This window comes from Pseudoalteromonas galatheae, assembly GCF_005886105.2.
Lineage (GTDB): Bacteria > Pseudomonadota > Gammaproteobacteria > Enterobacterales > Alteromonadaceae > Pseudoalteromonas > Pseudoalteromonas galatheae.
On the sequence record NZ_PNCO02000001.1, the window covers coordinates 2,709,167 to 2,731,780 of the forward strand.

General features: G+C 43.8%; 21 protein-coding genes. 12 read left to right on the forward strand and 9 right to left on the reverse strand.

Features of this window, described 5'->3' with window-relative positions:
• Positions 1–115: 115 nt before the first annotated feature.
• Positions 116–2,812 (reverse strand): DUF2339 domain-containing protein, encoded by a 2,697-nt coding sequence (locus CWC29_RS12005; protein WP_138521879.1) that lies wholly within the window; start codon positions 2,810–2,812, stop codon positions 116–118.
• A gap of 243 nt (positions 2,813–3,055) precedes the next feature.
• On the opposite strand from CWC29_RS12005, the gene CWC29_RS12010 reads away from it, so the two are divergent.
• Positions 3,056–3,604: a CIA30 family protein gene (locus CWC29_RS12010; RefSeq protein ID WP_138521881.1), complete on the forward strand. Its 549-nt coding sequence runs from the start codon at positions 3,056–3,058 to the stop codon at positions 3,602–3,604.
• 135 nt (positions 3,605–3,739) lie between these two features.
• Here the strand turns inward: CWC29_RS12010 and CWC29_RS12015 are convergent, their stop codons facing one another.
• The 3 genes from CWC29_RS12015 to CWC29_RS12025 all read right to left on the reverse strand — a co-directional run bounded on the left by CWC29_RS12015 (position 3,740) and on the right by CWC29_RS12025 (position 5,535).
• Entirely contained in the window at positions 3,740–4,306 is a 567-nt protein-coding gene (locus CWC29_RS12015) for a hypothetical protein (RefSeq protein WP_128725926.1), read from the reverse strand.
• A gap of 128 nt (positions 4,307–4,434) precedes the next feature.
• The gene (locus tag CWC29_RS12020) at positions 4,435–4,683 is read right to left on the reverse strand and encodes a hypothetical protein (RefSeq protein ID WP_138521883.1); all 249 of its coding nucleotides are present in this window, start codon (positions 4,681–4,683) and stop codon (positions 4,435–4,437) included.
• Positions 4,684–5,028: 345 nt separating this feature from the next.
• Positions 5,029–5,535 carry a GNAT family N-acetyltransferase gene (locus CWC29_RS12025; RefSeq protein WP_209319050.1) on the reverse strand — a complete coding sequence of 169 codons (507 nt, stop codon included), beginning with the start codon at positions 5,533–5,535 and terminating at the stop codon, positions 5,029–5,031.
• A gap of 261 nt (positions 5,536–5,796) precedes the next feature.
• On the opposite strand from CWC29_RS12025, the gene CWC29_RS12030 reads away from it, so the two are divergent.
• The 5 genes from CWC29_RS12030 (at position 5,797) to CWC29_RS12050 (ending at position 13,193) form a co-directional block, all read left to right on the forward strand.
• On the forward strand, positions 5,797–8,067 hold the full coding sequence (locus tag CWC29_RS12030; protein ID WP_138521887.1) for a TonB-dependent receptor: 2,271 nt from the start codon (positions 5,797–5,799) through the stop codon (positions 8,065–8,067).
• A gap of 2 nt (positions 8,068–8,069) precedes the next feature.
• Positions 8,070–9,020: an alpha/beta hydrolase gene (locus CWC29_RS12035; RefSeq protein ID WP_138521890.1), complete on the forward strand. Its 951-nt coding sequence runs from the start codon at positions 8,070–8,072 to the stop codon at positions 9,018–9,020.
• A 9-nt stretch (positions 9,021–9,029) separates the two neighbouring features.
• The gene (locus tag CWC29_RS12040) at positions 9,030–10,271 is read left to right on the forward strand and encodes an esterase/lipase family protein (protein ID WP_138521892.1); all 1,242 of its coding nucleotides are present in this window, start codon (positions 9,030–9,032) and stop codon (positions 10,269–10,271) included.
• Positions 10,272–10,392: 121 nt separating this feature from the next.
• Complete coding sequence (locus CWC29_RS12045; protein ID WP_138521894.1) at positions 10,393–11,409, forward strand: helix-turn-helix domain-containing protein; 1,017 nt, start codon at positions 10,393–10,395, stop codon at positions 11,407–11,409.
• 128 nt (positions 11,410–11,537) lie between these two features.
• Positions 11,538–13,193: a Na/Pi cotransporter family protein gene (locus tag CWC29_RS12050; protein WP_128725931.1), complete on the forward strand. Its 1,656-nt coding sequence runs from the start codon at positions 11,538–11,540 to the stop codon at positions 13,191–13,193.
• 24 nt (positions 13,194–13,217) lie between these two features.
• On the opposite strand, the gene CWC29_RS12055 is transcribed toward CWC29_RS12050, so the two are convergent.
• Positions 13,218–13,886, reverse strand: a complete 669-nt coding sequence (locus CWC29_RS12055; RefSeq protein WP_162847781.1) for a hypothetical protein — start codon at positions 13,884–13,886, stop codon at positions 13,218–13,220.
• Positions 13,887–14,087: 201 nt separating this feature from the next.
• Between CWC29_RS12055 and CWC29_RS12060 the strand changes: the two genes are divergently transcribed.
• Positions 14,088–15,266 (forward strand): acyltransferase family protein, encoded by a 1,179-nt coding sequence (locus tag CWC29_RS12060; protein ID WP_128725932.1) that lies wholly within the window; start codon positions 14,088–14,090, stop codon positions 15,264–15,266.
• A gap of 58 nt (positions 15,267–15,324) precedes the next feature.
• Here the strand turns inward: CWC29_RS12060 and CWC29_RS12065 are convergent, their stop codons facing one another.
• The 3 genes from CWC29_RS12065 to CWC29_RS12075 are packed head-to-tail and all read right to left on the reverse strand — an operon-like array spanning position 15,325 to position 17,736.
• Complete coding sequence (locus tag CWC29_RS12065) at positions 15,325–15,933, reverse strand: glutathione S-transferase family protein (RefSeq protein ID WP_128725933.1); 609 nt, start codon at positions 15,931–15,933, stop codon at positions 15,325–15,327.
• A 24-nt stretch (positions 15,934–15,957) separates the two neighbouring features.
• Complete coding sequence (locus CWC29_RS12070; RefSeq protein ID WP_138521896.1) at positions 15,958–17,019, reverse strand: NADP-dependent oxidoreductase; 1,062 nt, start codon at positions 17,017–17,019, stop codon at positions 15,958–15,960.
• A 24-nt stretch (positions 17,020–17,043) separates the two neighbouring features.
• The gene (locus CWC29_RS12075) at positions 17,044–17,736 is read right to left on the reverse strand and encodes a type 1 glutamine amidotransferase domain-containing protein (RefSeq protein ID WP_128725935.1); all 693 of its coding nucleotides are present in this window, start codon (positions 17,734–17,736) and stop codon (positions 17,044–17,046) included.
• Positions 17,737–17,894: 158 nt separating this feature from the next.
• Between CWC29_RS12075 and CWC29_RS12080 the strand changes: the two genes are divergently transcribed.
• The gene (locus CWC29_RS12080; protein ID WP_128725936.1) at positions 17,895–18,800 is read left to right on the forward strand and encodes a LysR family transcriptional regulator; all 906 of its coding nucleotides are present in this window, start codon (positions 17,895–17,897) and stop codon (positions 18,798–18,800) included.
• 24 nt (positions 18,801–18,824) lie between these two features.
• On the opposite strand, the gene CWC29_RS12085 is transcribed toward CWC29_RS12080, so the two are convergent.
• Complete coding sequence (locus tag CWC29_RS12085; RefSeq protein ID WP_138521898.1) at positions 18,825–19,394, reverse strand: hypothetical protein; 570 nt, start codon at positions 19,392–19,394, stop codon at positions 18,825–18,827.
• A gap of 148 nt (positions 19,395–19,542) precedes the next feature.
• Between CWC29_RS12085 and CWC29_RS12090 the strand changes: the two genes are divergently transcribed.
• The 4 genes from CWC29_RS12090 to CWC29_RS12105 all read left to right on the forward strand — a co-directional run bounded on the left by CWC29_RS12090 (position 19,543) and on the right by CWC29_RS12105 (position 22,441).
• Positions 19,543–19,974: a hypothetical protein gene (locus CWC29_RS12090; protein ID WP_138521900.1), complete on the forward strand. Its 432-nt coding sequence runs from the start codon at positions 19,543–19,545 to the stop codon at positions 19,972–19,974.
• 191 nt (positions 19,975–20,165) lie between these two features.
• Positions 20,166–20,474, forward strand: a complete 309-nt coding sequence (locus tag CWC29_RS12095) for a hypothetical protein (protein ID WP_138521902.1) — start codon at positions 20,166–20,168, stop codon at positions 20,472–20,474.
• A 181-nt stretch (positions 20,475–20,655) separates the two neighbouring features.
• Positions 20,656–21,438, forward strand: a complete 783-nt coding sequence (locus CWC29_RS12100) for an ion transporter (protein ID WP_128725939.1) — start codon at positions 20,656–20,658, stop codon at positions 21,436–21,438.
• A gap of 235 nt (positions 21,439–21,673) precedes the next feature.
• Positions 21,674–22,441, forward strand: coding sequence for a hypothetical protein (locus tag CWC29_RS12105; RefSeq protein ID WP_138521904.1), 768 nt, complete (start codon positions 21,674–21,676; stop codon positions 22,439–22,441).
• Positions 22,442–22,614: the final 173 nt, after the last annotated feature.

Sequence of the window (22,614 nt, forward strand, 5' to 3'; positions counted from 1 at the left end):
AAAATAAGACCAGTATGAGCGAGCAATAAATAGGTAGGTTAAACGTAGAGTCAACAGCAATGCGCGGCGCACGCATCACTGTTGAGGGTGGCTAATGGTTGTCAAAATGCAATATTCAGTCCGCCATTGGTTTTGCCTCTCTGGGCCGATCCTGCATTTTTTGAAACAGCCAACCAATACCCACCAGACATAAGCCTAAACCGATAAAAGACAAGGCGCGCAGCAAGCCCTCGAGGTTTGCCATATCGACCACAAAGGCTTTTAAAATAACGATAGCTAGCCCTGCAAAACCGGCGTTAATCAGCACTTTATGCTCTATCTGCTTGGCAACAAAAATCAATACGGTTGAAATCAATAGCCAAACAATCGAATAAGTATATAACTCGGATTGCTCCATTGGTATCGACAGCACAAGGAACCCCTCATGAAATAACGCCCGAATTTCACCGTTGACAAACAAGACCCCTAGCACGGCTATCAGTCCGTATACCAAACGCTTAAATTGTGGTGGTATTAACTTAAATTGGAGCATAACAGCGAATATACACGCTGGTGCCAACCACTGCAAAAGTAGCCAATTAAACACACCGTCTCCAATGTATTGCCTGTCAAAAAACGGATTATTGGCAAACGAAATATCGGCGTGGAGCAACGCGCTTCCAAGTAATAGCAAGCTCGCGGCAAGCGGGTAAAGTCTGTTGCCCTTGTCGCTGAGCTGCCCTCGCCACAGATATACGGCGCCAAGCACCAGCCAATTCAAAGCAAGCAACACGGATTCTTGAAAACCAAGGTTAGTAAAATCAGGGTAGTCACCAATCAAAAGATAGCTTGTTTCGGTCGTGACCAGAAGCGCCACAATATGCATTGCAACACCCATAAACCAAGTGCTCAGGGCCTTTGAAGGGTTGTATTTGGTGGCGAACCAAATAATGCCCAGCACCAGCGGATAGACAACAAGTGTCCAATGTATGGTTAAAATCGTTTCGTGCTTGTAATCTGCAAGCCAAGGCGCAAAAGTAAGACGGGTAACAACGGCAATAAGAGCAGCCTTATACAACCAATCAGGTAAACGTACCTTGTACTTCCAGCTCAAATAACTCATAGACGCTACTTGTGCCGCAATCGCTAAAGTCAACGAGCTTGCCGAGAGTAACATCGTAAAACACAAACTCAGCATGGCGTTCGCCAAAATAAGGTAAGTGACCTGCTGAATATTTGTATCCGTTTTCATCGCATAATACGAAGCGAATAGCCCGATGGCCAACATCTCAATCGCCCATACAGGATATAAAATTGCTTCTGCGACTCTCGGAGAATTAGCGTAGCTTACACCGTAAAGCGCAAGTGGTGCCACGTTTAACAACATCAAATAAGCGAGCCTTGATGGATATCGCTTAACCATCATCATGCTAAATAACATCGTGATGACCACTGCTACTTGGATAAACAAATACTTACCGGTGAATGGAAAAAGTACGTCGTCGTAAGTGCCCACCTTGGGCATCAAGTAGAATGAGAGAAGTACAAACAATAGTAAATAAAATGGCCAACTATCCAATGCACTATGTCTATAAGCCGCACACAAAACAACGCTAGCAAATAACACATTAGCCCAAATAAGCGTATCGATTTGGGTTTTTATTATTAGCGCACATGCGATAAGTAACAGTGGGAGTAAAATTCCCAATTGTTCTTTTCTCGGCATTAATAGATCTTTGACAGGCAACGGACTTATCATTGAATTCGTCAGTCGCCAACCTAGTACGTCTACCAGCACATATAAGTACATAGAGATAAGTGCAAAAATCAGCAGCACCCAAAAGTCGCCGCTCCCACCAACCGCAACGGCGGTGCAAAACCATAAGAAATGCCCAACAAAACTTTGCCACCACAACCACTTTTGTTTCACATAATCCGCAACCCATATCGCAGAGAGTGAAACAAAGCTGATATATAGCAGTAACGCACCGATATTATTAGAACCTGTCGATACCAAAGCAGGCACGACATACGCACCAACGATGCCAATACCTGCGAGCACTGGGCCAAATCTCAGTGCCAACGAAGTCGCAGCCAAGGAGATAATGGCGAGTAAAACAAAAGCCAAATTAGCCGGTATAAAATGATAGAAATCAAAAGCAACTAGCGTCATGGCAAAGCAAGTGATCACGCCACCACTGGCAAGCGCTGCAGAAATGTATGGAGTATTAATTTTTAGCTTTTCTTTGTAGCGATTTACGGCTTCAGCGGCAGTAACCAAACCAGCTCCAAAAAGAGCCCCAAGTATCACTCGTACACTTGGGGGAAGAAGTCCGGCTTCGATGGAATACTTTGCCAAAAAAACACCGCCAAGAGCTAGCACCACGGCACCTAACCAGAAGAGTCCATTTCCTTTTAATAAGGGATCTAAAGTAAAGTCAAATTCAAAGGCAGGTTTACTCTTACTCGGCTTGGCTCTTGCGATAGTGACCGTGCTTTCGCTTTCAGACTGCTGAGATTGTGGATGATTGGCTGTTTCCGTGGATTCGCCCAATGCAGTCCGTGCAATTAATGATGTGCTATTAGCTGTTTCAACGTTTATTTCCCCACACTCAGAATGTTTGTGTTCTGTACGTGTTTGCTCTAGCGGCCGTTGCTCAGAATAGTCTCGGCTTTCAAGAGCCGAGATCCTGCGACTCTGCTGCTCTATCGTGCTTTGTAATTGATGTACCTTTTTGACTAGTTGCTTAAGCCTCTGTCTATCTTGTAGAGCAAAAACAGCGCCAATAAATACAAAAAGATAAAAAATAAAAGAGATAAACTCCGTATCCATACGACTCCTTATTTGTTTGCTAGGCACCTGGCTAACCTGTATTAGAAACAGTATGAGATCAACCACACCAATAAATCAATCTCTCATGATAGTAGTAATGACTTTAGCAAGCCGCATAAAAAGTACTATGACTTGAAATTTTCTAACATTGACCAAAAATACACATGAGCCCCGTTGTCATATTACCTCCTTGTAAATAAACTAAAAAATTATATTTAGAGACGTTGTTCTAAGAATTTTTCTATGCGTTTTTTATTGCTTTTACTCGCCATAGCATTTTCTGGCTGTAGCTATACTCAGTCGAACTTAAAGCCAAAACAGTGGCGTTTTGCGACCGATCCGCATGGCAGCCAAGCAATTCTGAATGGCCCGCTTGTTGATGAAGAGCAAGTTGCTATTCAGTTTAAACGCGTGCCGCGAGTCGACAAACAAAACAATTCTTGGGTAGAACTCATTTACGACTTACCCACTAAACAGCTCCCCTATCAATTCAATATCGCACTGACGTATAAAAGTGATAACGCTTTAATCGTTAAGTTATCACAACGTGAGTATGGCGGCTCAGGTGATAGAGGCTATGCGCACTATCAAACTAAATTACCAGCTTCAAGCACTTGGCAAACAATCAACGTATCTCTGAACGATTTTGCCAGACCCAATTGGACACCTGCTTGGTCAAAAGACAAAGGGGTTATACTCAAGCATGTTTCCGCACTTTACTTGGTACCTGACTTGACGGACGCAGAAGGTGGCGAGGCAAGTCTTGCAATAAAAAGTCTTCGAATTGAGTAATTCACTGATTAGAAATGATGTACGGTAGATGTGAAGTATTGCGGCCGTTCGCAAAGACACAATGTAGCCAGCACAGATAACGGTTAAATTATTAGCGCTGGCTAATCAGAGGCAATTAAGCGTTAGATTTCTATATTAAGCACCTAATGCCGTTAGCTTTTCTTTTAATTCTTCTTTATTGATTAGGCCCATTTCGTGTTGCTTTTTGGTTTTACGAATTTCATCGAAATTGTCTAGTTTCAAACGTGCTTTAGCCAGCTTAGTATCAAACTCGTCTTGTGAGATTACATCAAGTTTTAGCGCTTTTTCTAGCTTCTCTTTTTCACCATCAAACTCTTTTTGAAAAACCGCTTTTTCCTGGATAACAATCTGATCTTTCAGTTGCTTCTCAATAGCGATAACTTCGGCTTCCAGCTCGTCTTTACGCTTAATTAACGGGTCGATACGCTCGATAGTGTCTTGTAATACAGCTTCAAGGTTTGCACCATCATTTTTGATTAAATTTTCAATGTACTTACGACCAATGTCTTGGTACGCAATATTAAGTTGACCATCAATTGAGGCGATATCCGATTTCAAACCTGCAAGCTTTGCATTGTCTTTCGTTGAAGACACAATATCACCACCTAGTTTACTGGTAGATTCACCAATACTACTACCAATAGATTGCGCTTGAGTTTTAAATTTATTTAATAGACTCATGGTTATTTTTCCTTAAATAGATTGAGGTTTTCAATGTATATAATATCTAACACGTTAATAAACCAGATAAATATATTTCAGGTAGATTAAGTGATGCTTGTTAAGCCCAGAGTATCTCGACTTAGCTTTTAAGATACTCGTTTCTTACGCTTCGACATAATGCGCTTAGTGCCACTCCACGCCATCCAACAGCCGAATAACACGGCTCCCACGACCAAAGAGTAAATAGCAAAAGAAGCGATTTTAATAATAAAAATGACGAGCAAGGTGATGAACAGAACAACAAACAACAGAAGCTTTGGTGATTTAGCCAGCTGCTTGGCAATAAAAGAAGGTAAAAACGCACTTAATATGCGCTCCAATCTTTGAGCATTCATAACACTAGTATCCTTGTGTTTAAGTGAGATTATTTTTAAACGGACGATAGGTTATCAGCTTTATTTCTACCTGCCAAATTAATTATTGGTTAATTATCAAACTGAACAATTCCAACCTGCAAACCAGTTATTAAGTGTAATCTACGACAGAAATAAAAATTAAAACCATTACTTACAAAAAGTTATCATTTTAAAAAGTGTTACACTTTAAAATTTTTATACCTTTTTTATCAACAATTGAAACTAACCAATTGTTAGTACCCAAAACAATACTGTTTTATTTGAGTAAACCTAGATAGTGCCTTCTAGATTTAGGTCAACACTTTTCCAAGATTGTACATGGCTTCATCCAAATGCAGGATCGAAACCAACTTCTCCACTAGGGATACTTTCACACCAGCTGTTAATCATAAAATATTCTGCAGGTATCCCTGAAAATGTAAGCCTTGGGGAGTGATTAAACCCAAAGCGTGAGTAATACTCAGGCTCGCCAATCAGCACAACGCCGTCTACCTCTCGCTGTTTTAGTATCTCTAACGCTCGGTTAATTAGCAGACTTCCTATACCTTTTCCCTGCACTTTTGGGGCAACGGATAGCGGTGCTAGTGCTAACAACTTACTGGCTTTTCCATTGATTGTTATAGGAGAAAAGGCAATATGGCCAACAACGCTTTCTCCATTTTCAGCAACCAAAGATAGCGCTAAACGCTCTGTATTTCTTAACTTTTCAACTATCAGGTGCTCCGTCGGCTTTGCTCCTGGTTCATGATGTGGATGATTTTCAAAAGCTAAGTACGTAAGTGAGCGAATGGCTTCATAATCTTGTGTGTTTTCTGGTCTAATGTTCATCATTACCTCTTTAATTTGGTTATAAAAAACGGATAGCCATTTAGACCTAATTAATTGTCATAGATATCAATTGCATCTTTTAAATCTGAAAGAACAGTAGTGTCAAGTGTGCCAACTTGGCTCAGACAGCGTATTTGGGCAACAGGTTATTTACTCTACCCTGAGCTAATTTGCTCATCAAGTTGACTGTTTTTGTCCTAGCTATTGAATTTTCTTCATTCCTATACTGAAGAACATAATAATAACGACGAAAGGTTACTCAGCATGATTGCAGCAACTCAATCACATAGAGTCAGTTCAACCAAAGGTATGCCACGGCATACCTTGTCACTTCTGATAGCGGCAGTATTATCAGGCCATAGTTATGCCGAAGCGGAGTCCACGCTAAGCGCTGAGCAAAGCAAAAAAATTGAGCGGATCAGTGTTACCGCAACGCGGCAAACCGAAAATCTACAAGATGTCGCGCTTGCAGTGACCGCCCTCTCCGCCTCAGAGCTTGAGAAGATGAACGTACAAGATCTCGGAGACTTGGCATCTCACGTTCCGAACCTTAACCTACACTCAGGTGATGCTTCCAACGCCGTCATTTATATTCGCGGAGTTGGCCAAATTGACTCTATCTCCTTTAATGACCCCGGCGTTGGTGTGTATCTCGACGACGTATATCTTGGGCGCGTTCAAGGTGCCTTTTTAGATGTTGTCGACCCTGAGCAAATCGAGGTATTACGTGGTCCACAAGGCACCCTTTACGGTCGCAATACTATAGGTGGCGCGGTGCGTTTCAGTAGTGCCAAACCTTCGCAAGATAACGAAGGATATGTCAGCGTGGCGCTTGGAAATTATAATGCTCGGACGATAAAAGCTAGCGTCAACGGCGCATTGATTGAAGACACGCTCTCTGGGCGATTTGCGATTGCCAAAAGTAGCCGAGATGGCTTTAGTGAGAATCGCTATAACAATAGTGACGACCATGACAAAGATACCCTAGCGTGGCGCGGCAGCTTACTTTATCAACCAAGTGAGAATTTTTCGGCCTATTTAGTCGTCGATGGTTCGAACGCATCTCCCTCAAGCTCACGCACCCCACATCGAGAAACGCCTATCTATTCTGTGATAAAAGAAGGCTACTATGCACCCGAGGAAGACCCTTTTGTCGTCGACGTTAACTACAATGATTTAGAAGAGCTCGATACCTCGGGAGCGAGCTTAACGCTTGAATATCTCACGGGACACTCGGTATTTAAATCCATCACTGCTCGACGCGAAATGGAATACCGCACACACTTAGACTTAGATGCCACCCCTGATGCATCATTTGGTATTTTTAATTTCGAAGATCAACAGCAGATAAGCCAAGAGTTTCAATGGTTATACAAAGACGACAAATTCTCTTTGGTATCTGGGCTCTATTACTTTAATGAGGACGATCTGAGTTTTGGCGGCTCCGTTGCTCCGGACTTTTTCGTTATGGTGTCACCAGACGTTTACCTGCCTTGGCCTGTGATTAACGCAGGAGAACGCGACCAAGAAAATACCAGCTCAGCCCTCTACGCTAACCTCTCTTGGTCTTTGACTGAAAAGCTCGACGTCACGCTTGGCGCACGCTACACCATTGAGAAAAAAGAAGTCACATCCAAAGGCGAGGAGTTTTTTGGCACCGGTGTAACAACAGCAGAGGAAATGGAGGCGGTATTCGGCACAGGCATTGGCTATAGCCCTACAGGCTACAGCGCATCCAAGGAGTGGAAAGAGTTTACCCCAAAAGTGGTATTCGATTACAGCATCTCTGACGACAGCATGATTTACCTGAGCGCTGGAAAAGGGTTTAAAAGTGGCGGTTTTAACGGCCGGATCACCTCATTTGCACAACCTTTTGAACCAGAAACCTTGTGGAGCTATGAAATTGGCTCTAAGTCTTTATTGAATAAGCAGAATATTCGCTTAAATACCGCAGCTTTTTTCAATGACTACAAAAACTTTCAGCTCAGCCGCTTTTCTATCGACCCCGACACCGGCGCGTTTTTATCACTGTTTGAAAATGCAGGTAAAGCCACTATTTATGGTGCAGAAATGGAGCTCGAAGCCGTGGCTTCCGATAACCTCACACTGAACCTCAACCTGGGCTATTTAGGGGGCGGTTATGATGAGCTCATCGGCGACTTTGGTAAAGAAGTCAGCGATGAAAGGGAGCTGGTTAATTCACCCAAATGGAATGGCCGCGCAGGCTTTGAATACTTCTTTAGCACCTTTACACAAGGTGAATTTTCACTACGTGCTAGTGCCGCCTATCGCAGTAAAACCTATCTTACCGTGAGCAGCTCAGAGGTACTTGCACAGTCTGGCTACACCCTCTTTGATATGTCACTACACTACCGTTCCGCGGACGACAGTTGGGAAGCAAGTTTATACGGCAAAAACTTAGGCGATAAACGCTATCGTCAACACGGCTTCGATCTTAGCGCAGCACCTGGGGTTCAACTTGGTTATTACGGCGCGCCTAGAACGTACGGTATCAACCTTAAATATAAGTTTTAATTATGAAATTAGACAAACAAACACAAGCATTGTTAGACGATCTCGCGGCTCAAGCTGGCGACATTCATGACATCGAAATCTCCATTGAGACCTCACGACAAGGCGCAAGAGCGATGTTTTTGGGGCTCGCGGGAGAGGTTGACGCACAAGTAAGTAGCCAAGACCTACACATTGAACACAATGGTATTCACGTGGGCGTTCGCTGTTACCGCCCAGCGCAGTCTTTGGCAAGCCCCAGTCCTGCGGTGGTGTTTGTCCACGGCGGCGGTTGGTCTTTAGGAGATGTCGACTGCTATGGCGGACTGGTAAAAGACTTATGCCAGCAATCCGGAGTCGTTTTTTTCAGCGTCGAATACAGCCTTGCGCCTGAGCATAAATTCCCATGCGCCCTGCAACAAGTAATCGCTGTAGTGGATTGGCTGCAAGAAAACCACCAGCGGTTGGAGCTAGACCCTACTAAGATTTCCCTGATGGGTGACAGTGCGGGTGGCAACTTAGCGCTTGTTGCAGCGCATAACTTACATCAACAACAGCCAAACACCCTAAGTAACTTATACCTAGTTTACCCTGTGGTTGACTCTTTTTCTCCCCATGAAACCTATCCGTCACGCATGCAGTATGGCGATGGAAACTTGTTGCTAACCAGAGACGCAATAAAAGACACCTGCGACTGGTATTTAGCACCCGAACAAAGTGCGGCGGACGTCAATGTCTCGCCATTATTTATTGAAGACATGACGCACCTTCCTACCACCAGTGTGTTGCTTGCCGGCTGCGACCCACTTTACGATGAGGGAATACTGCTCGCTAAAAAACTAAAGCAAGCGGGTGTGCTTAATACTTTAACCTGCTTTGAAAATACCATACATGCGTTTTTCTCCTTTGCCGTGCTCGACGTCTGCAAGCTCGCGCGCAGTAATATCGCCAATCAGTTAAAACATGACTTGACCTAGGATAAGAATATGAAAAACACAAACACGGCGTTGCGCACTCATACTTATGGTTTGCTCGTTTTTATCTCACTTGCAGCAAGTGGTTTAGCGCACGCTTCAGCGACACTTGAAGCCACCTATACCTCAGGTATTAATAATGGCTGGCAAAAAGTTGAAAGGTGGCGAGATAACTCAGGGCATATTGGCAATGAAAGCTTTCCTGCCGACGGCCGTGGCGATCAATCAGGTCAGCGCGCTACTTTCTTTGCATCTAGCCAACCAAGCTCTGCGCAGTTTCTGCTTTATCATGCGCCGGGTTGGGATAGTAACAGCCGCCAAACACCGGTGTTGCTGATCCACGGTGCCAATCAAGATGCCGATTTGGCTTGGGCAAATCCAAACGAGGCCGGTAGTTACGGCTGTGGTCGACAAAACTGCCCTTCGCAAGGCTTAATGCAAGCGCTTGCCAATGATAATTATAAAGTTTTTGCCTTAAATCTGGCGCATAAAAATGGCGATGGCTTTATCTGGGCGGAGCAGATAGCCAATGCCATCGCTCAGGTTAAAAATAAGACGGGTGCAACGCAAGTCGATTTAGTCACTTGGTCAAAAAGCGCGTTTAATGCCCGTATGTATATTTCTTCTTTGACCAATGCTTGGAGCACTAAATTCAACAGTGACGTACGCAAACTGGTGATGCTCGGTGCCCCCAACAACGGCATTGATTGGTCATTTCGTCACGGTGTTAATCATACCTATGGTGCTTATTCGCAATGTGGCGGCAGCATAAATGGGCCTACTGCGCATGATCAGATATTATGTTTTGGCCTATGGTATTCAAGTTCTGAGTGGGTTTACGACTCGCCTTACTTTCCCGGCTCTGCGCAGATGCTAAAAGCACTAGATGATAAATATGCACTACCCACCACAGAGCAAGATTGGTATACCACTTACTACGGTGGCTTAGGGTTTGTGAGCAAAGGCCGAGGTATCGCAGCGTTTACGGTCAACTCACTAGTAGACCAAGTTCGTAGCACTGGCACCGACAGCAGCGTTCAAGTTTATAATCTTTGTGGCGATCAGGCCGATATGGCATTTATTCACAATGAGCATACCGGCCCTTCCGATGGCGTTGTATTTATCAGTAGCTGCATCGACAGCACGGGAATAAGTAACTTGGCGGGCTCCGCGGTTGTGACCACCAACCACCTAGAGCTTGGCTGGGAACCCAGTGCAATCAACCAAATCAAAAATTGGTTAAGTGCTCCCTAGCAGCCCCCTCTGCGGGTGGTGACAAAATACTGCACTAAAGTTGCAACGCAAAACTATTGCTATCTTGAGTTGATGTTGATTAACTGAATTGTTGAGAGTGACAGGATGAGCTTACGTATTTATGTCAAACACCGCCATTGCACCTTGCTACGTGCAATTGATGCAGCACACACTCACCGCAGCAAAACTGGAATTTGCTGCGGTCGCGCAGTATTTGGCTATCAATAAAGCCATTGACGCCCTAGATGCCATTGAGTTTATGCGCGTGATGGAACACTGTGCTGTCGAGCTCAATGACGAAAGCCTAAACCTTAACCGTAAAAAGCTTCTGCCTGGCACCAACGAATTTGTATTCAATAGTCTGCGCCATTGCCGTACCATTACTCAGCTATTACAAGAGCTTGCCCGTGGCTATAACTTTATCCATGCGGGAACTTACAATTTTTGTGAGGTATCTCACACTCAAGTGAGTTACATAATTGATGATGCAGCCTTTGACTACGCCACGGCCGCTGACGCACAATTTTCTCGCTGTATGTTAGATAGCATGCTGGTATTGATCCACGGCTTGGTAAAATACGTGTGCGCCGAAACCACCCAAGTTCAACTCACACAAGTACAGACCAAAAGTGACTCAAGCTCGCTGCTAAATTCGGTTATCACCCACATTCCCATTAAACCCTTAAGTAATCGCTACTTACTCACCTATCAATACCAAGAAACGAATCAATCATTAGATTTAGCGAAGCTAGAGCATCTTACGCTCAGCACCATTTACCATTCACTAGCAAACACGCTCCATCACCAGCAGTCGATTAACGACCATGCTAACTTGCTTGATAGAGTCTATAGTGAACTTAACGCGGGAATATTATGCCAAGAACAAATAGCCGACAAGCTCAATATCAGTCCAGCAACATTAAGACGAAGGCTCGCTGAGTATCAAACCAATTTTAGGCAACTAAAAAACAACGTACAGAACAAGCAAGCCAAACTGCGACTCACTCAAGGTAGTAGTTTGTATGAGGTGGCGCACACGCTGCAGTTTTCAGATGAACGTAGCTTTATTCGTGCATTTAAGTCGTGGAACGGCGTAACGCCCATGCAATTTCTGAAAGGTCTGAGCTCAAAATCCTAGCGACTTAATTTTGTTCAGAGCTGCTAATTACAACTTATGTAAAAGTTGACGTTAAACAAAGCAACGCACAACAAAAGTGATATTGTGCAACAAGCAAACAGAGTAAAAATGTAATACGTGGAAGGGATATGGAAACACTTCAACTTGCAGGAACGCTACTCGGCGGTTTGGGGATATTTTTAGTTGCGATAAGCATGATGACAGACGGCCTAAAATTAGCAGCCGGTTCGTCGCTGCGTCGAGTACTTGGAGTGTGGACCAAAACCCCTCAGCGCGGTATTGCTTCTGGCTTTTGCATGACAGCCTTAGTGCAATCATCCAGCGCGGTTACTGTGGCCTCTTTGGGCTTTGTGAATGCGGGTCTTATCAGCATGCATCAGGCGCTTGGTATCGTCTATGGCGCCAATGTTGGCACCACCATCACTGGCTGGTTAGTGGCCGCGGTTGGATTTAAATTTAATATCCAAGCTATCGCACTCCCCTTGATTGGTATTGGCGCCTTGATGAAGTTGCTACTACCTCGCTCACGACTAGCGTCAGCAGGCATGGCCTTGGTTGGTTTTGGGCTATTTTTTATCGGCATTGATATTCTCAAAGGCGCGTTTGAGCATATTGTCGCTGCTTTTGATTTAAGCCAGTTTACCGCAGAGGGAATAAGCGGCATGTTGACCTTTTTGCTGGTGGGCATGGTGATGACAACCCTCACTCAATCTTCCAGTGCTTCCATCGCCTTGACCATTACCGCCGCTGCTAGTGGTATGATTGGATTATATGCCGCAGGCGCGATGGTTATCGGCGCAAACGTCGGTACCACATCAACATCTATTTTGGCATCCATTGGCGCAACAGCTAATGCCAAACGCGTCGCGGCGGCTCAGGTGATATTTAATGTGTTCACCGCGGTCGTCGCTTTCGCGGTATTACCTGTGCTGTTTTATCTCATCAACTATTTTACCGCGCTTTTCGGCGTCACTGCTGATCCCGCCTTGTCATTGGCACTTTTTCATACTTTGTTTAATATTTTGGGTGTGCTACTCATCTTTCCACTTAATGACAGGCTCGCTGGCTTTTTAATGAAACGCTTTTGCAGTGCCGAGGAAACGGCTTCAAGACCACGCTTTTTGGATAATACCATCGCTCAAACGCCTGAACTTGCAATCAATGCTTTATTGCTTGAGTCCAAACTCGTTGCAGATAAGGTGTTAGCCCAGTTTGATAAATGCCTACTCCCGACCGATAAACTCGCGATTGAACAGGCACTCCATGCAATCCAATCACTGTGTCAGCAGATTAGCCTTTTTATTGTGTCGGTAGAGCAATCAGCATTATCACCCCAGACCACCTCATTACTCGCTAAACTCATGCGTATTGAGCAGTATTTGTCTACATGTAGCCATTGTGTAGAGCAGTTAAGGGAACACGCTCCATATAAGCAACTCGCAGAACACCATGACTTGCATGCACAATTGAATGAATACCAAGCCCAGCTTAGCCACTTTATGAAAACCAGTTTACATGAGCAAAGCATAACACCTGCAGAACTATCGTCGGCGCAAGAGGCATTGCAACGTTTACATGACGATGTGAAAGATGACTTAATTCTAGCAGGTACTCACGCGTCACTAGCGATAGATAAGATGGTAAGCAATATCAATACACTGTCGGAAATGTGGCAACTTTCACAACAGTGGCATAAAGCGATGTTGCTGATCCACGCCATTGAAGCGCAGCTGGAGCCGCCTCAATCAAGTATTCAAAGCAGTGAACACAGCACCACAGCTTAACGCTGTGGTGTGATACTTTTAGTATTATTCGATAAAACTGAGTTCTTGAGATTCTAGCGAAAACTGTTCGCCGGTATCCAGTGAAATTTCAATATAAAATACATGGTTCTGCTTATAGGTGGGCTCACTATTCAGTGCAAACTGGATAAATTTGCTGGCTCTTTTCTCTTCAATATTTAAAAACTCGGATATTGAAAAGTAGTCTTTTTCGCCATTATCCAGCCCACGATAATCAACCTGATTTGAGTAATCAGAACCAATATAGACAATGTCAAACACCTCATTTAAGCTTGAACCTGCAGGTAACTCGTCACTAAACGCAGCGCTAGAGGTTATGTTTATATCCGTAATTTTTTCATCGGTATACGGAGGAACAGGTGAACAGGCATAAGCGGTGCTAATTAAAGAGAACTTAAAGCTCGGTGCGCTTAATTGCGCTACAGACTGCGTATCAGCTTTAAGTTGAAATACGAGTGTTTGATACGAAATAGGTTCAACGCCATCATACTCAGTGTCAACCCATTCATCCACCTTATCAGCGCTAAATTCGCCGAGGGTAAAGCCAGTTATATCAAACCTTGAGTTACCAACACCACCACATTGCCCCCCGCCATGTGGACCACTACTGTCGCTATTACACCCCACTAACCCTATCGCTAATACTGCGCTTACAAATATCAATTTTGTTTTCATTCTGGCTCCGTTTCCAGCGAGATAAAGTCTCTATTTTGAGTCCAAACCAGGATAAAAATAAAGTCGATCATCTACTTTATTTGTTATTAAATGTTTTCGTAACAACGATTCAGTCTAAAGAGTTCGCTTTTCTTCAATATTTTATTGGGCAAGAAAATATAGTATAACCAACTGACAAGTATCTAGTAAAGGGACAGCGAAATGCACAGTAACGCGCGCTTTCATTATATTGATAATATGCGAGGCTTAGCACTATTGCTTGGCGTTGTTTTTCATGCGGCCTTGGCGCACGGCCCTTATTTTCATAACCTTTGGATCAGTGTCGATCCAAACAAAAATGTCTTTTTTAACTACCTCGCCATGTGGACGCACCTATTCAGGATGCCACTATTTTTTATCATCGCCGGCTTTTGTGCCGCCCTGCTTATTCAAAAACGAGGTGGTAACGCTTATATTCAAAACAGGTTAAAACGGCTACTCATTCCCTTTATTATTTTTCTACCGCTCACCTTGTTGGTGTTATTACATGCGATGCATTGGGGCAGCAGCGTTGCCAGCGCCCCACCACCGTTATTTGATGTTATGCAGCAGATAAAAGAGCCTCAGGTGACAAGTATGCATCTATGGTTTTTATGGTATTTAAGCCAGTTCTGTGTGTTATTTTGGCTGCTACACAAGTTTCCACAGTTTTATCAACACATCCTTGATACCGTTGTTAAACCAATCTTTTTATGTGCCGTGTTACCGCTTATTGTCATCGTATCTATGGTCAATTTGATGGTGCCATTTCCAGCTCCTGATAAACTGCAACCTCATTGGTGGGCTTACGGGTTTTATGGCTCTTTGTTTTTGTTGGGTGCAGGACTATTTCATCATCATGGAGTGGTAACTCGCTACTCAAAGCAATTCAACTGGTTATTAATTATTGCCTGCACTTCATTGGTTGCATACTTTTACTTTTTGCCGCCACCACCGTCGCTTGAAAAAGTTATAATCGCGGTTAAAACAGGCGACGCAGCGCCTGAAAAAATCAATTTGATCAGCGTTGTAGTTCAAACCATCGCCATCCTCAGCTGGACAGCTGTCGCTTACTTAGCGGGGTTCAAATGGTTGAGTCGATTTAACAAACAAAGTCGCTATATCTCAGATGCCTCCTATTGGATTTATCTCATCCATATTCCTGTACTTATGTATATTCAATTTCCTCTTACGAACATGGAGGTATCTGCCTTCATCAAGTTTATTATTGCTTTATCTCTGACGGTGACGGTAGGCATTATTAGCTACCATTATTTGGTTAGAAATACGGTGATTGGTATTTTATTAAACGGCAGAAAAGCCAAGCCAAAAAATGAAAAAGCAGGCATATTGACGGAGTGATCTGTAGTAGAAGGAATCGTATGCAAAAGCCAGAGCAAAGCTCTGGCTTTTAAAAACGCTAACCATAGCTTCGTGCAGCTTGATATGCACCGCGAGCTTGCACTTTTTCAAGATAAGCTTTGATATTGCCACGCGTTGTGAGCAAACCGACTTTATCTGCAATTTCTAGCATCACCGTCATCATAATATCTGCGGCGGTAAAGTCGTTGCCAGCAAAATAGCTTTGCTTAGCAAGTGTGGCATCTATGTAAGAAAAGTCGACATTTACTTCTTTAGCAATATAGCCATCCATTGGTTTATCGCCTGTACGCTGCTCCATCTTCATCATCAAAGACGCGATCACCGGCAGCGCCAATGACCCCTCAGCAAAGTGCAACCATTCTTGATATTGATAGTACTCAGGTGTCCCCACATCTGGTCGCAAACTACTTTTTTCCGCCTTATCTAGCAGATATTCCATGATGGCTCCAGACTCACATAAGACTAGGCTGTCATCGACCAACACGGGGGCTTTTCCAAGTGGATGCACCTTTTTAAGACTTTCAGGCGCAAGGCGCGTTTCAGAGTTTCGCTCGTGCTCCACAAGCTCATAAGGCATGTTGAGTTCATGTAAAAGCCAAAGCACTCTTGTCGAGCGTGACTCGTTTAAGTGGTGAACAGTTAACATCGATTTATCCTTCCTAAAATTTAGTTATACCAGCTCGTCTGGACCTAAACGCACAACAAGCTTGCCAAAGTTTTTACCCTCTAGTAAGCCAATGAACGCCTCAACAGCATTATCCATACCCTCAACTAGATGCTCTTTGTATTTAATCTTGCCCGCGTTTAACCATGGTTGCATCGCTTCGCTAAACTCGTTGTATCTATGCCCATAATCATCGAATACAATAAAGCCTTGCATTTTCACTCGCTTAGTAAGCAGTGTCGCCATCAACATAGACATACGATCAGGTCCTGGTGGCAATTCAGTGGCATTATACTGAGAGATCAACCCACAAAGTGGGATCCGAGCACTTGAGTTAAGCAGTGGCATAACCGCATCGAACACCTTACCACCCACATTTTCAAAATAGACGTCGATACCAGATGGGCAAGCCTGAGCTAACTGCTCTGCGAGATCATCCTTACGATGATCAAGGCAGACATCAAAACCAAGTGCCTCAGTAGCGTAACTGCACTTTTCAGCGCCACCAGCAATACCTATTACTCTACAGCCTTGCAGTTTTGCTATTTGTCCAACAAGGCTCCCTACAGCACCTGTTGCTGCAGCAACCACTACAGTTTCTCCAGCTTTTGGCTGGCCGATATCCATCAATCCCATGTAGGCAGTAAGGCCTGGCACCCCTAAAACGCCCAAGCTATATGATGGGTTGGGTAAATTGTTATCTAACTTAAGTAAGCCCGTGCCATCCGAAACGCTATAGTCCTGCCAGCCACTCATCGCGAGTACCCAGTCACCTTGGGTAAATTTAGGGTTATTCGATTCTTCGACTCGGCATACCGTACCACCCACCATCACTTCGCCGATAGCAACCGGATCTGCATAGGATTTTGCGTCGCTCATACGGCCACGCATGTAAGGATCTAACGACAAAAAGACGGTACGAAGAAGCACCTCTCCCTCTTTTAGCGTTGGGATCTGTGCTTCTTCATAATTGAAATTTTCTTGCGTTGGTGCACCATGTGGGCGCGACGCCAAGGTAATGCGACGATTCGTTTGTGCGTTTTGAGCTTGGTTTATTGCGTTACTCATGATTTATTCCTTTTGATAAGCAGGTTACAGCTGGTTTAGGTACGTCAGCATTTTCTCAGCGACAAGTTCAGAGCTTGCTGGATTTTGTCCTGTAAACAGTAAGCCATCTCTAATGGCAAACACATTCCAGTCATCCACTTTTTGGAAATCTGCACCTCGTTTAACCAGCTCATCTTCTAATAAAAATGGCACGACATCAGTTAGCCCGACGGCCTCCTCTTCACTATTCGTAAAACCAGACACCACCTTACCTTTTACCAGATATTCGCCCGATGTAGCTTTTACATCCATCAGCACAGCGGTTGCATGGCATACCGCACCAACTGGTTTATCTGCAGCTAAAAAGGAACTGATCAATTGGATTGAATTGGTATCTGTTGCTAAATCCCATAGAGGTCCGTGACCGCCTGGGTAAAATACGGCGTCAAAATCTGCCGCGTTCACCTCTGCTAGCGGCAGCGTATTTGCCACCAGTTCCTGCGTTTTTTGATCATCAAAATAGCGCTTAGTACTGTCGGTTTGGAAATCAGGCTGTTCGCTTTTTGGGTCAATTGGCGGCTGACCACCTTTTGGTGAAGCAAGCGTTACTTCTACCCCTGCATCCACAAAGGCATAGTAAGGTGCAGCAAACTCTTCAATCCAAAACCCTGTCTTCTCACCTGTGTTGCCTAGTTCTGCATGTGACGTTAGCACCATTAAAATTTTCTTTGCTGTCATCAAAATTACCTCTCATTCTTTGTTCAAACTTCAGACTATTTAGCCTGCGGATAAATATAAAAGTATGAGCTTAAGACTAGTTAAACAATGCAGACAAAAGCTAACTCTTTGTTCAAACAATTGATACAATGAATTTATCAAAGTCGATGGAGTAGTGCGTGGATATTTCGTTTGAGCAACTCAAAAGCATGGTTGTCTTTGCCCAAGTTATCGAGCAAGGCACTTTAAGTGGCGCCGCTAGGCATTTAAATTTGTCTCGCGCAGTGGTGAGCTACCATGTTAAAAAACTGGAGTCACAGTTAGGCATAAAATTGCTCAATCGCTCGACTCGCACCATTTCACTTACAGAAGCAGGTCGCGAATACTACCAGCGCTGCCGTGTGATTGCAGAGCAAGCCTTTGCCGCAAACCAGCAAATTGAGAATTTAAAGAAAGAGCCTATCGGTCTAATAAAGCTTACCTGCCCTGTTAATGTTGGCTTGCAAACCATAGTGCCTGCACTCAATGAATTTAGAGCTATGTATCCTAAGATCCAGCTCGATATCATGCTCACAGATGAAGTCGTCAATATCATCAAAGAAGGCATTGATCTGGCCATTCGAGGTGCCCCACTTCCCGATTCAGGCTTGCAAGCCAGTAAACTTTCAGTGCTAGAAACCTGTCTGTGCGCATCGCCAGATTATTTGCAAAAGTATGGCGTCCCCAAACACCCCACCGATCTCTACCAGCATCAATGGGTGATTTACAAGCTGACATCGGGGGCGCTCACATTGAGTAAAGGGGCTAGGGCCTATAGCATCACGATGAAGGGCGATATAAGCACCAACAATGCAGCGGCACGCACCGCTTTTGTGGAGGGTGGTCATGGTCTTGGACGAATTCCAACTTACGACGCGTTACCAAAAATACAAGCCGGAACTTTGGTTCCTGTATTAGAAGATTACACCCTGCCAGACATACATGTTTATGGCGTTTTCCCTGAAGGCAATGCCAACTCTAAAAAAGTTCGCTTACTGCTCGATTTTCTAAAAGGGTATTTTCAGCGTCAACTGGTTGAAGCGTAAGCCTCAATCAATTGCATATTTAGCCTAGTAACTTTCAGCGGGCTTAAGTCCGTAGCGCTTTCCTAATTTGATGAGTCTGGGCTCTGCTACGCTTGGTTTTACCGTCAATACTTGGATAGGTAAATCATCTCCAACCTGCAACTTGTCATAAAAATCTTTGTTATCCAGAATAAACTCACCTTCACGGCTGCCCTGAAATTGATAGCTGTACTCAACGAAATAGAAAGTCTCCTGATGCTCCACTTCCCGGTCATACTCGTCTCGGTGAACATAAGTGTTAGATTCAATTCTTTTGTTAGTGATGGTGCCGAAAAGGTGCTTACCAAACTCTTTCGTCAATTCTTTTTCGTAGTAGTAGCGAATACTTGATGGCAGGGAAAAAGCGTACATTCCAAGAGGTATCAAGATAAATATAGCACCAAAAATAACAGCCCCAATACCTGCACCGTATTGCTCAGTTGCCCCAATGTAAATGGCGAATCCACCAACAATACAAAACGGAATGCCAATGGAGATAAGGCCCAAATGCTTGCCAATTGCAGCAAACAAAAACTTCAGCTTTGTAGAAAGTGATAACGATTTTTCCTTGGTCATAACAGACTATGCTCCTTGCATAAGATTTATACTGCCATGATAATAAAATATTTAGCCCTGTTGGTCGAGCAGATGCCTAAACTGCAGGATGAGATACTAATGTAAAGTGACCACACAATGATGAATAGGGATATGCAAGAAGGCTTTCATGAAATATTTAGCACTTATAGCAACGATCAGCATAAGTAATTTAGCGGCTGCACAAGGCGAAGTAGCAGCAAAGTGGCAACTGGGACAATACGCTGTATCCATTGGTGAAAAATGTGTCATTACCGTTTCGACCCCAGCCTCTAAGGAGATAATAGCAAACGGTTTCAATAACGACAAAGCCTGCAAAGTCGCCTTTCTAGCGCAAACCAACATTCCCAACGCTTACGTGATAGGCGGTGGACATATTCTTATCGTCGAACAGCAAACTATCCAATCAAAAAGCTGCAGACGTGTATCAAAAGCGCTTTATTTACCAACCGATGGTCAAGCCGCATTGAGCACCGCTCAAATAGAAAGCGGCAACTGCGACGGCCATATAGAGCCAAACGGAGCGATGTATTTAATTTCATCTCTACAAAACCCAATTTAAAAGATCTACAGCACAGAAGTAATCCAACTACCGCTACCAAAACTTGCGCTGTCAGCACAGGAATTCGAAAAAAGCGGCTCAAAGTGAATTGAAAAAGCAATTCACTTTGAGCGTGCAACCACCAACAAAGTTGTTGATAGCCCAAAAGCTTGGGTATAATTAGGCTTTTGGCCTCTTACATCCATAGCATTATGAAAAAGCTCTCAAAAGTACAAGAAAAACAGCAAGCTTTGGTACTCACCATTGCAGACAAACTCGAAGAACAAGCTCGTGCAGAAATTCCCGGCATGGTGCAATGTTGGTTTGATGTGGAATATCACTTGTTCCCCGGCTCATTAATACTCTTTTTCCAATTTGAGAATGAACAGGCATTGGAAGTCGCAAAGCCGGATCTTCTAAAATGGCAAAAGCGTTTAAGCGCCGCCATGCTGAAAAAAGGAGTGATTTTAAAAGATCTGCGTAAACATCTTACCTATACCCTACTCGGGCCTGAGGATTAGTTTATAAAGCAAAGATTTCAATAACTCACCAAAGCAGCTAACTTAATCTACTGCTGCGGTTTTTAGAACAATTGTATCGTGTTTTGGTTATTTTAATCTTGAAAAACCATGATTTGCCCTACATTATGGCGTACTTATTTTAGCTATTCGTTTTAGATACATGACACCACCAAACAACGTAATGTCAAAGCTAACTGCACTCGTAGAGGCTAAACTGTTTCAGAACTTTCTGATTGCAGTAATTTTGTTTAATGCTGTGACACTGGGCCTAGAAACGACTCAGTTTGGCAAAAACAATGCAGCTCTACTGCACAAGATTGACTTTGTCATATTGATGATTTTTACCCTTGAACTCTTGTTGAAGCTGATTGTTTATCGTCTGAAATTTTTCAAGTCCGGTTGGAACATCTTTGACTTCGTTATTGTCGCTATCTCATGGGCACCTTCAACTGGAGCCTTGTCGGTGCTACGGGCGTTTAGAATTTTAAGGGTCTTAAGACTATTTTCTGTTGTTCCTCAGATGCGTCGGGTTATTGGTGCCCTTGGACACTCACTACCGGGTATGGCTTCAGTAATTGGCGTACTTGGCATTGTGTTTTATGTGTCTGCAGTACTCACAACAAAATTATTTGGCCAACACCCAGATCCCAACATGCAAGAGTGGTTTGGCTCCATTGGCGCCTCAGCTTACACACTGTTTCAGGTAATGACGCTAGAGAGCTGGTCAATGGGAATTGTCCGTCCGACTATGGAACTATTTCCGCAGTCTTGGTTGTTCTTTGTACCCTTTATCATTATCACCAGCTTTGCGGTACTTAATCTTTTTATCGGTATTATCGTCGATGCGATGCAAGTAATGCATGAAGAAGAGCAAGGCAAACCTGATCAAGTTTTAGCGACCAAAGAAGATATTTTGCGGGTTGAAGAGAAGCTCAATGAGCTTTTAAAAAGCAAAAACCGCTAGCGTCTAGAATAGCGCAGAAAACGCAGTTGATTTACGTTTTCTGCGCGCCTATTACATCAGAGCAGCCGTTTTGCTACAGCATCATTCAGGCATATATCCAATCCCACCTACAATGATCAACACACCATTAAGCCATTTGATAATATCGCTATGTATACTTCTAATAGTTGGAGAATTTACTCAATTGGTATAAGCTGCCAGAGTTCCAGATAAACCCGAAAAAGAGGAATATACCTTGGATAAAAGAATTGAGCCTGAGCTACCAAGTATTACGCCCGATTTAGATCAGGTTGAAGCGTTTAAAGACTCTCTCAATCAAGCGAATAATAAGGTATCTACGTCGAACACCTCCTCCAAATCAAAAGCAATAAAAACCCAAAAAACAGGTGTCATAAACTGGATAAGCATTGCTGCCATTATTGCTCTGGCCGCATCAGTATTTGGGCTCTATGGGCAGCTTTCAGCAACACAAACGCAATTACTCGAATCAACAAAACGCATTGCCGAGCTTGAGCATACGCTCACTGCCACAGATGAAGAGATGGATTTGTCTGCAGGTGCAATGCAAGCAAAGTTGAACACACTTACCGAGCGCACAGACGAGCTTTGGTCACAGATGGATAAACTGTGGGCGTCAGCGTGGCGACGAAACCAATCAGAAATCAAAAAGCTTGAGGAACAAGCAAGTAATAATGCTAAAAGCCAAACCAGTACAACTACTAGGGTGGAAGCACTATCTCAGAGCCAAACGGAGCTTGCTTTAAAACTCTCGCTAATAGAAGAGCAACAGCAAGCAGCTAACGTACTCAAAAACCAAATTGCCGCAATCAATGATGACGTTGATCAGTTAAAGTCTCAAACGCAAAGCCGAGACTCGAAACAAATTGAGATCGGAGGAAGCCTTGCCCAAATAGAAATGACGCAAACCGCACTGGCAGAAAAGCTAGAGCGCTTGGAGCGTAGATTGGCGGCCGCGACCGTAACGCAACCTAGCACGAATTAACCCGTCATAATCAACAGCTACTTTAGTAACATGAGTTGGCTGCGAACTCACGCAACCAATTCAGCTTTTATTCTCTTCGGCATTCACAAAGTCCCTCGCCAGCTCATAAAATATAACGTAAAATACCCTACTACATTTCTGTATTTATTCGAGTGTAAGCTTTACGCTTAAAT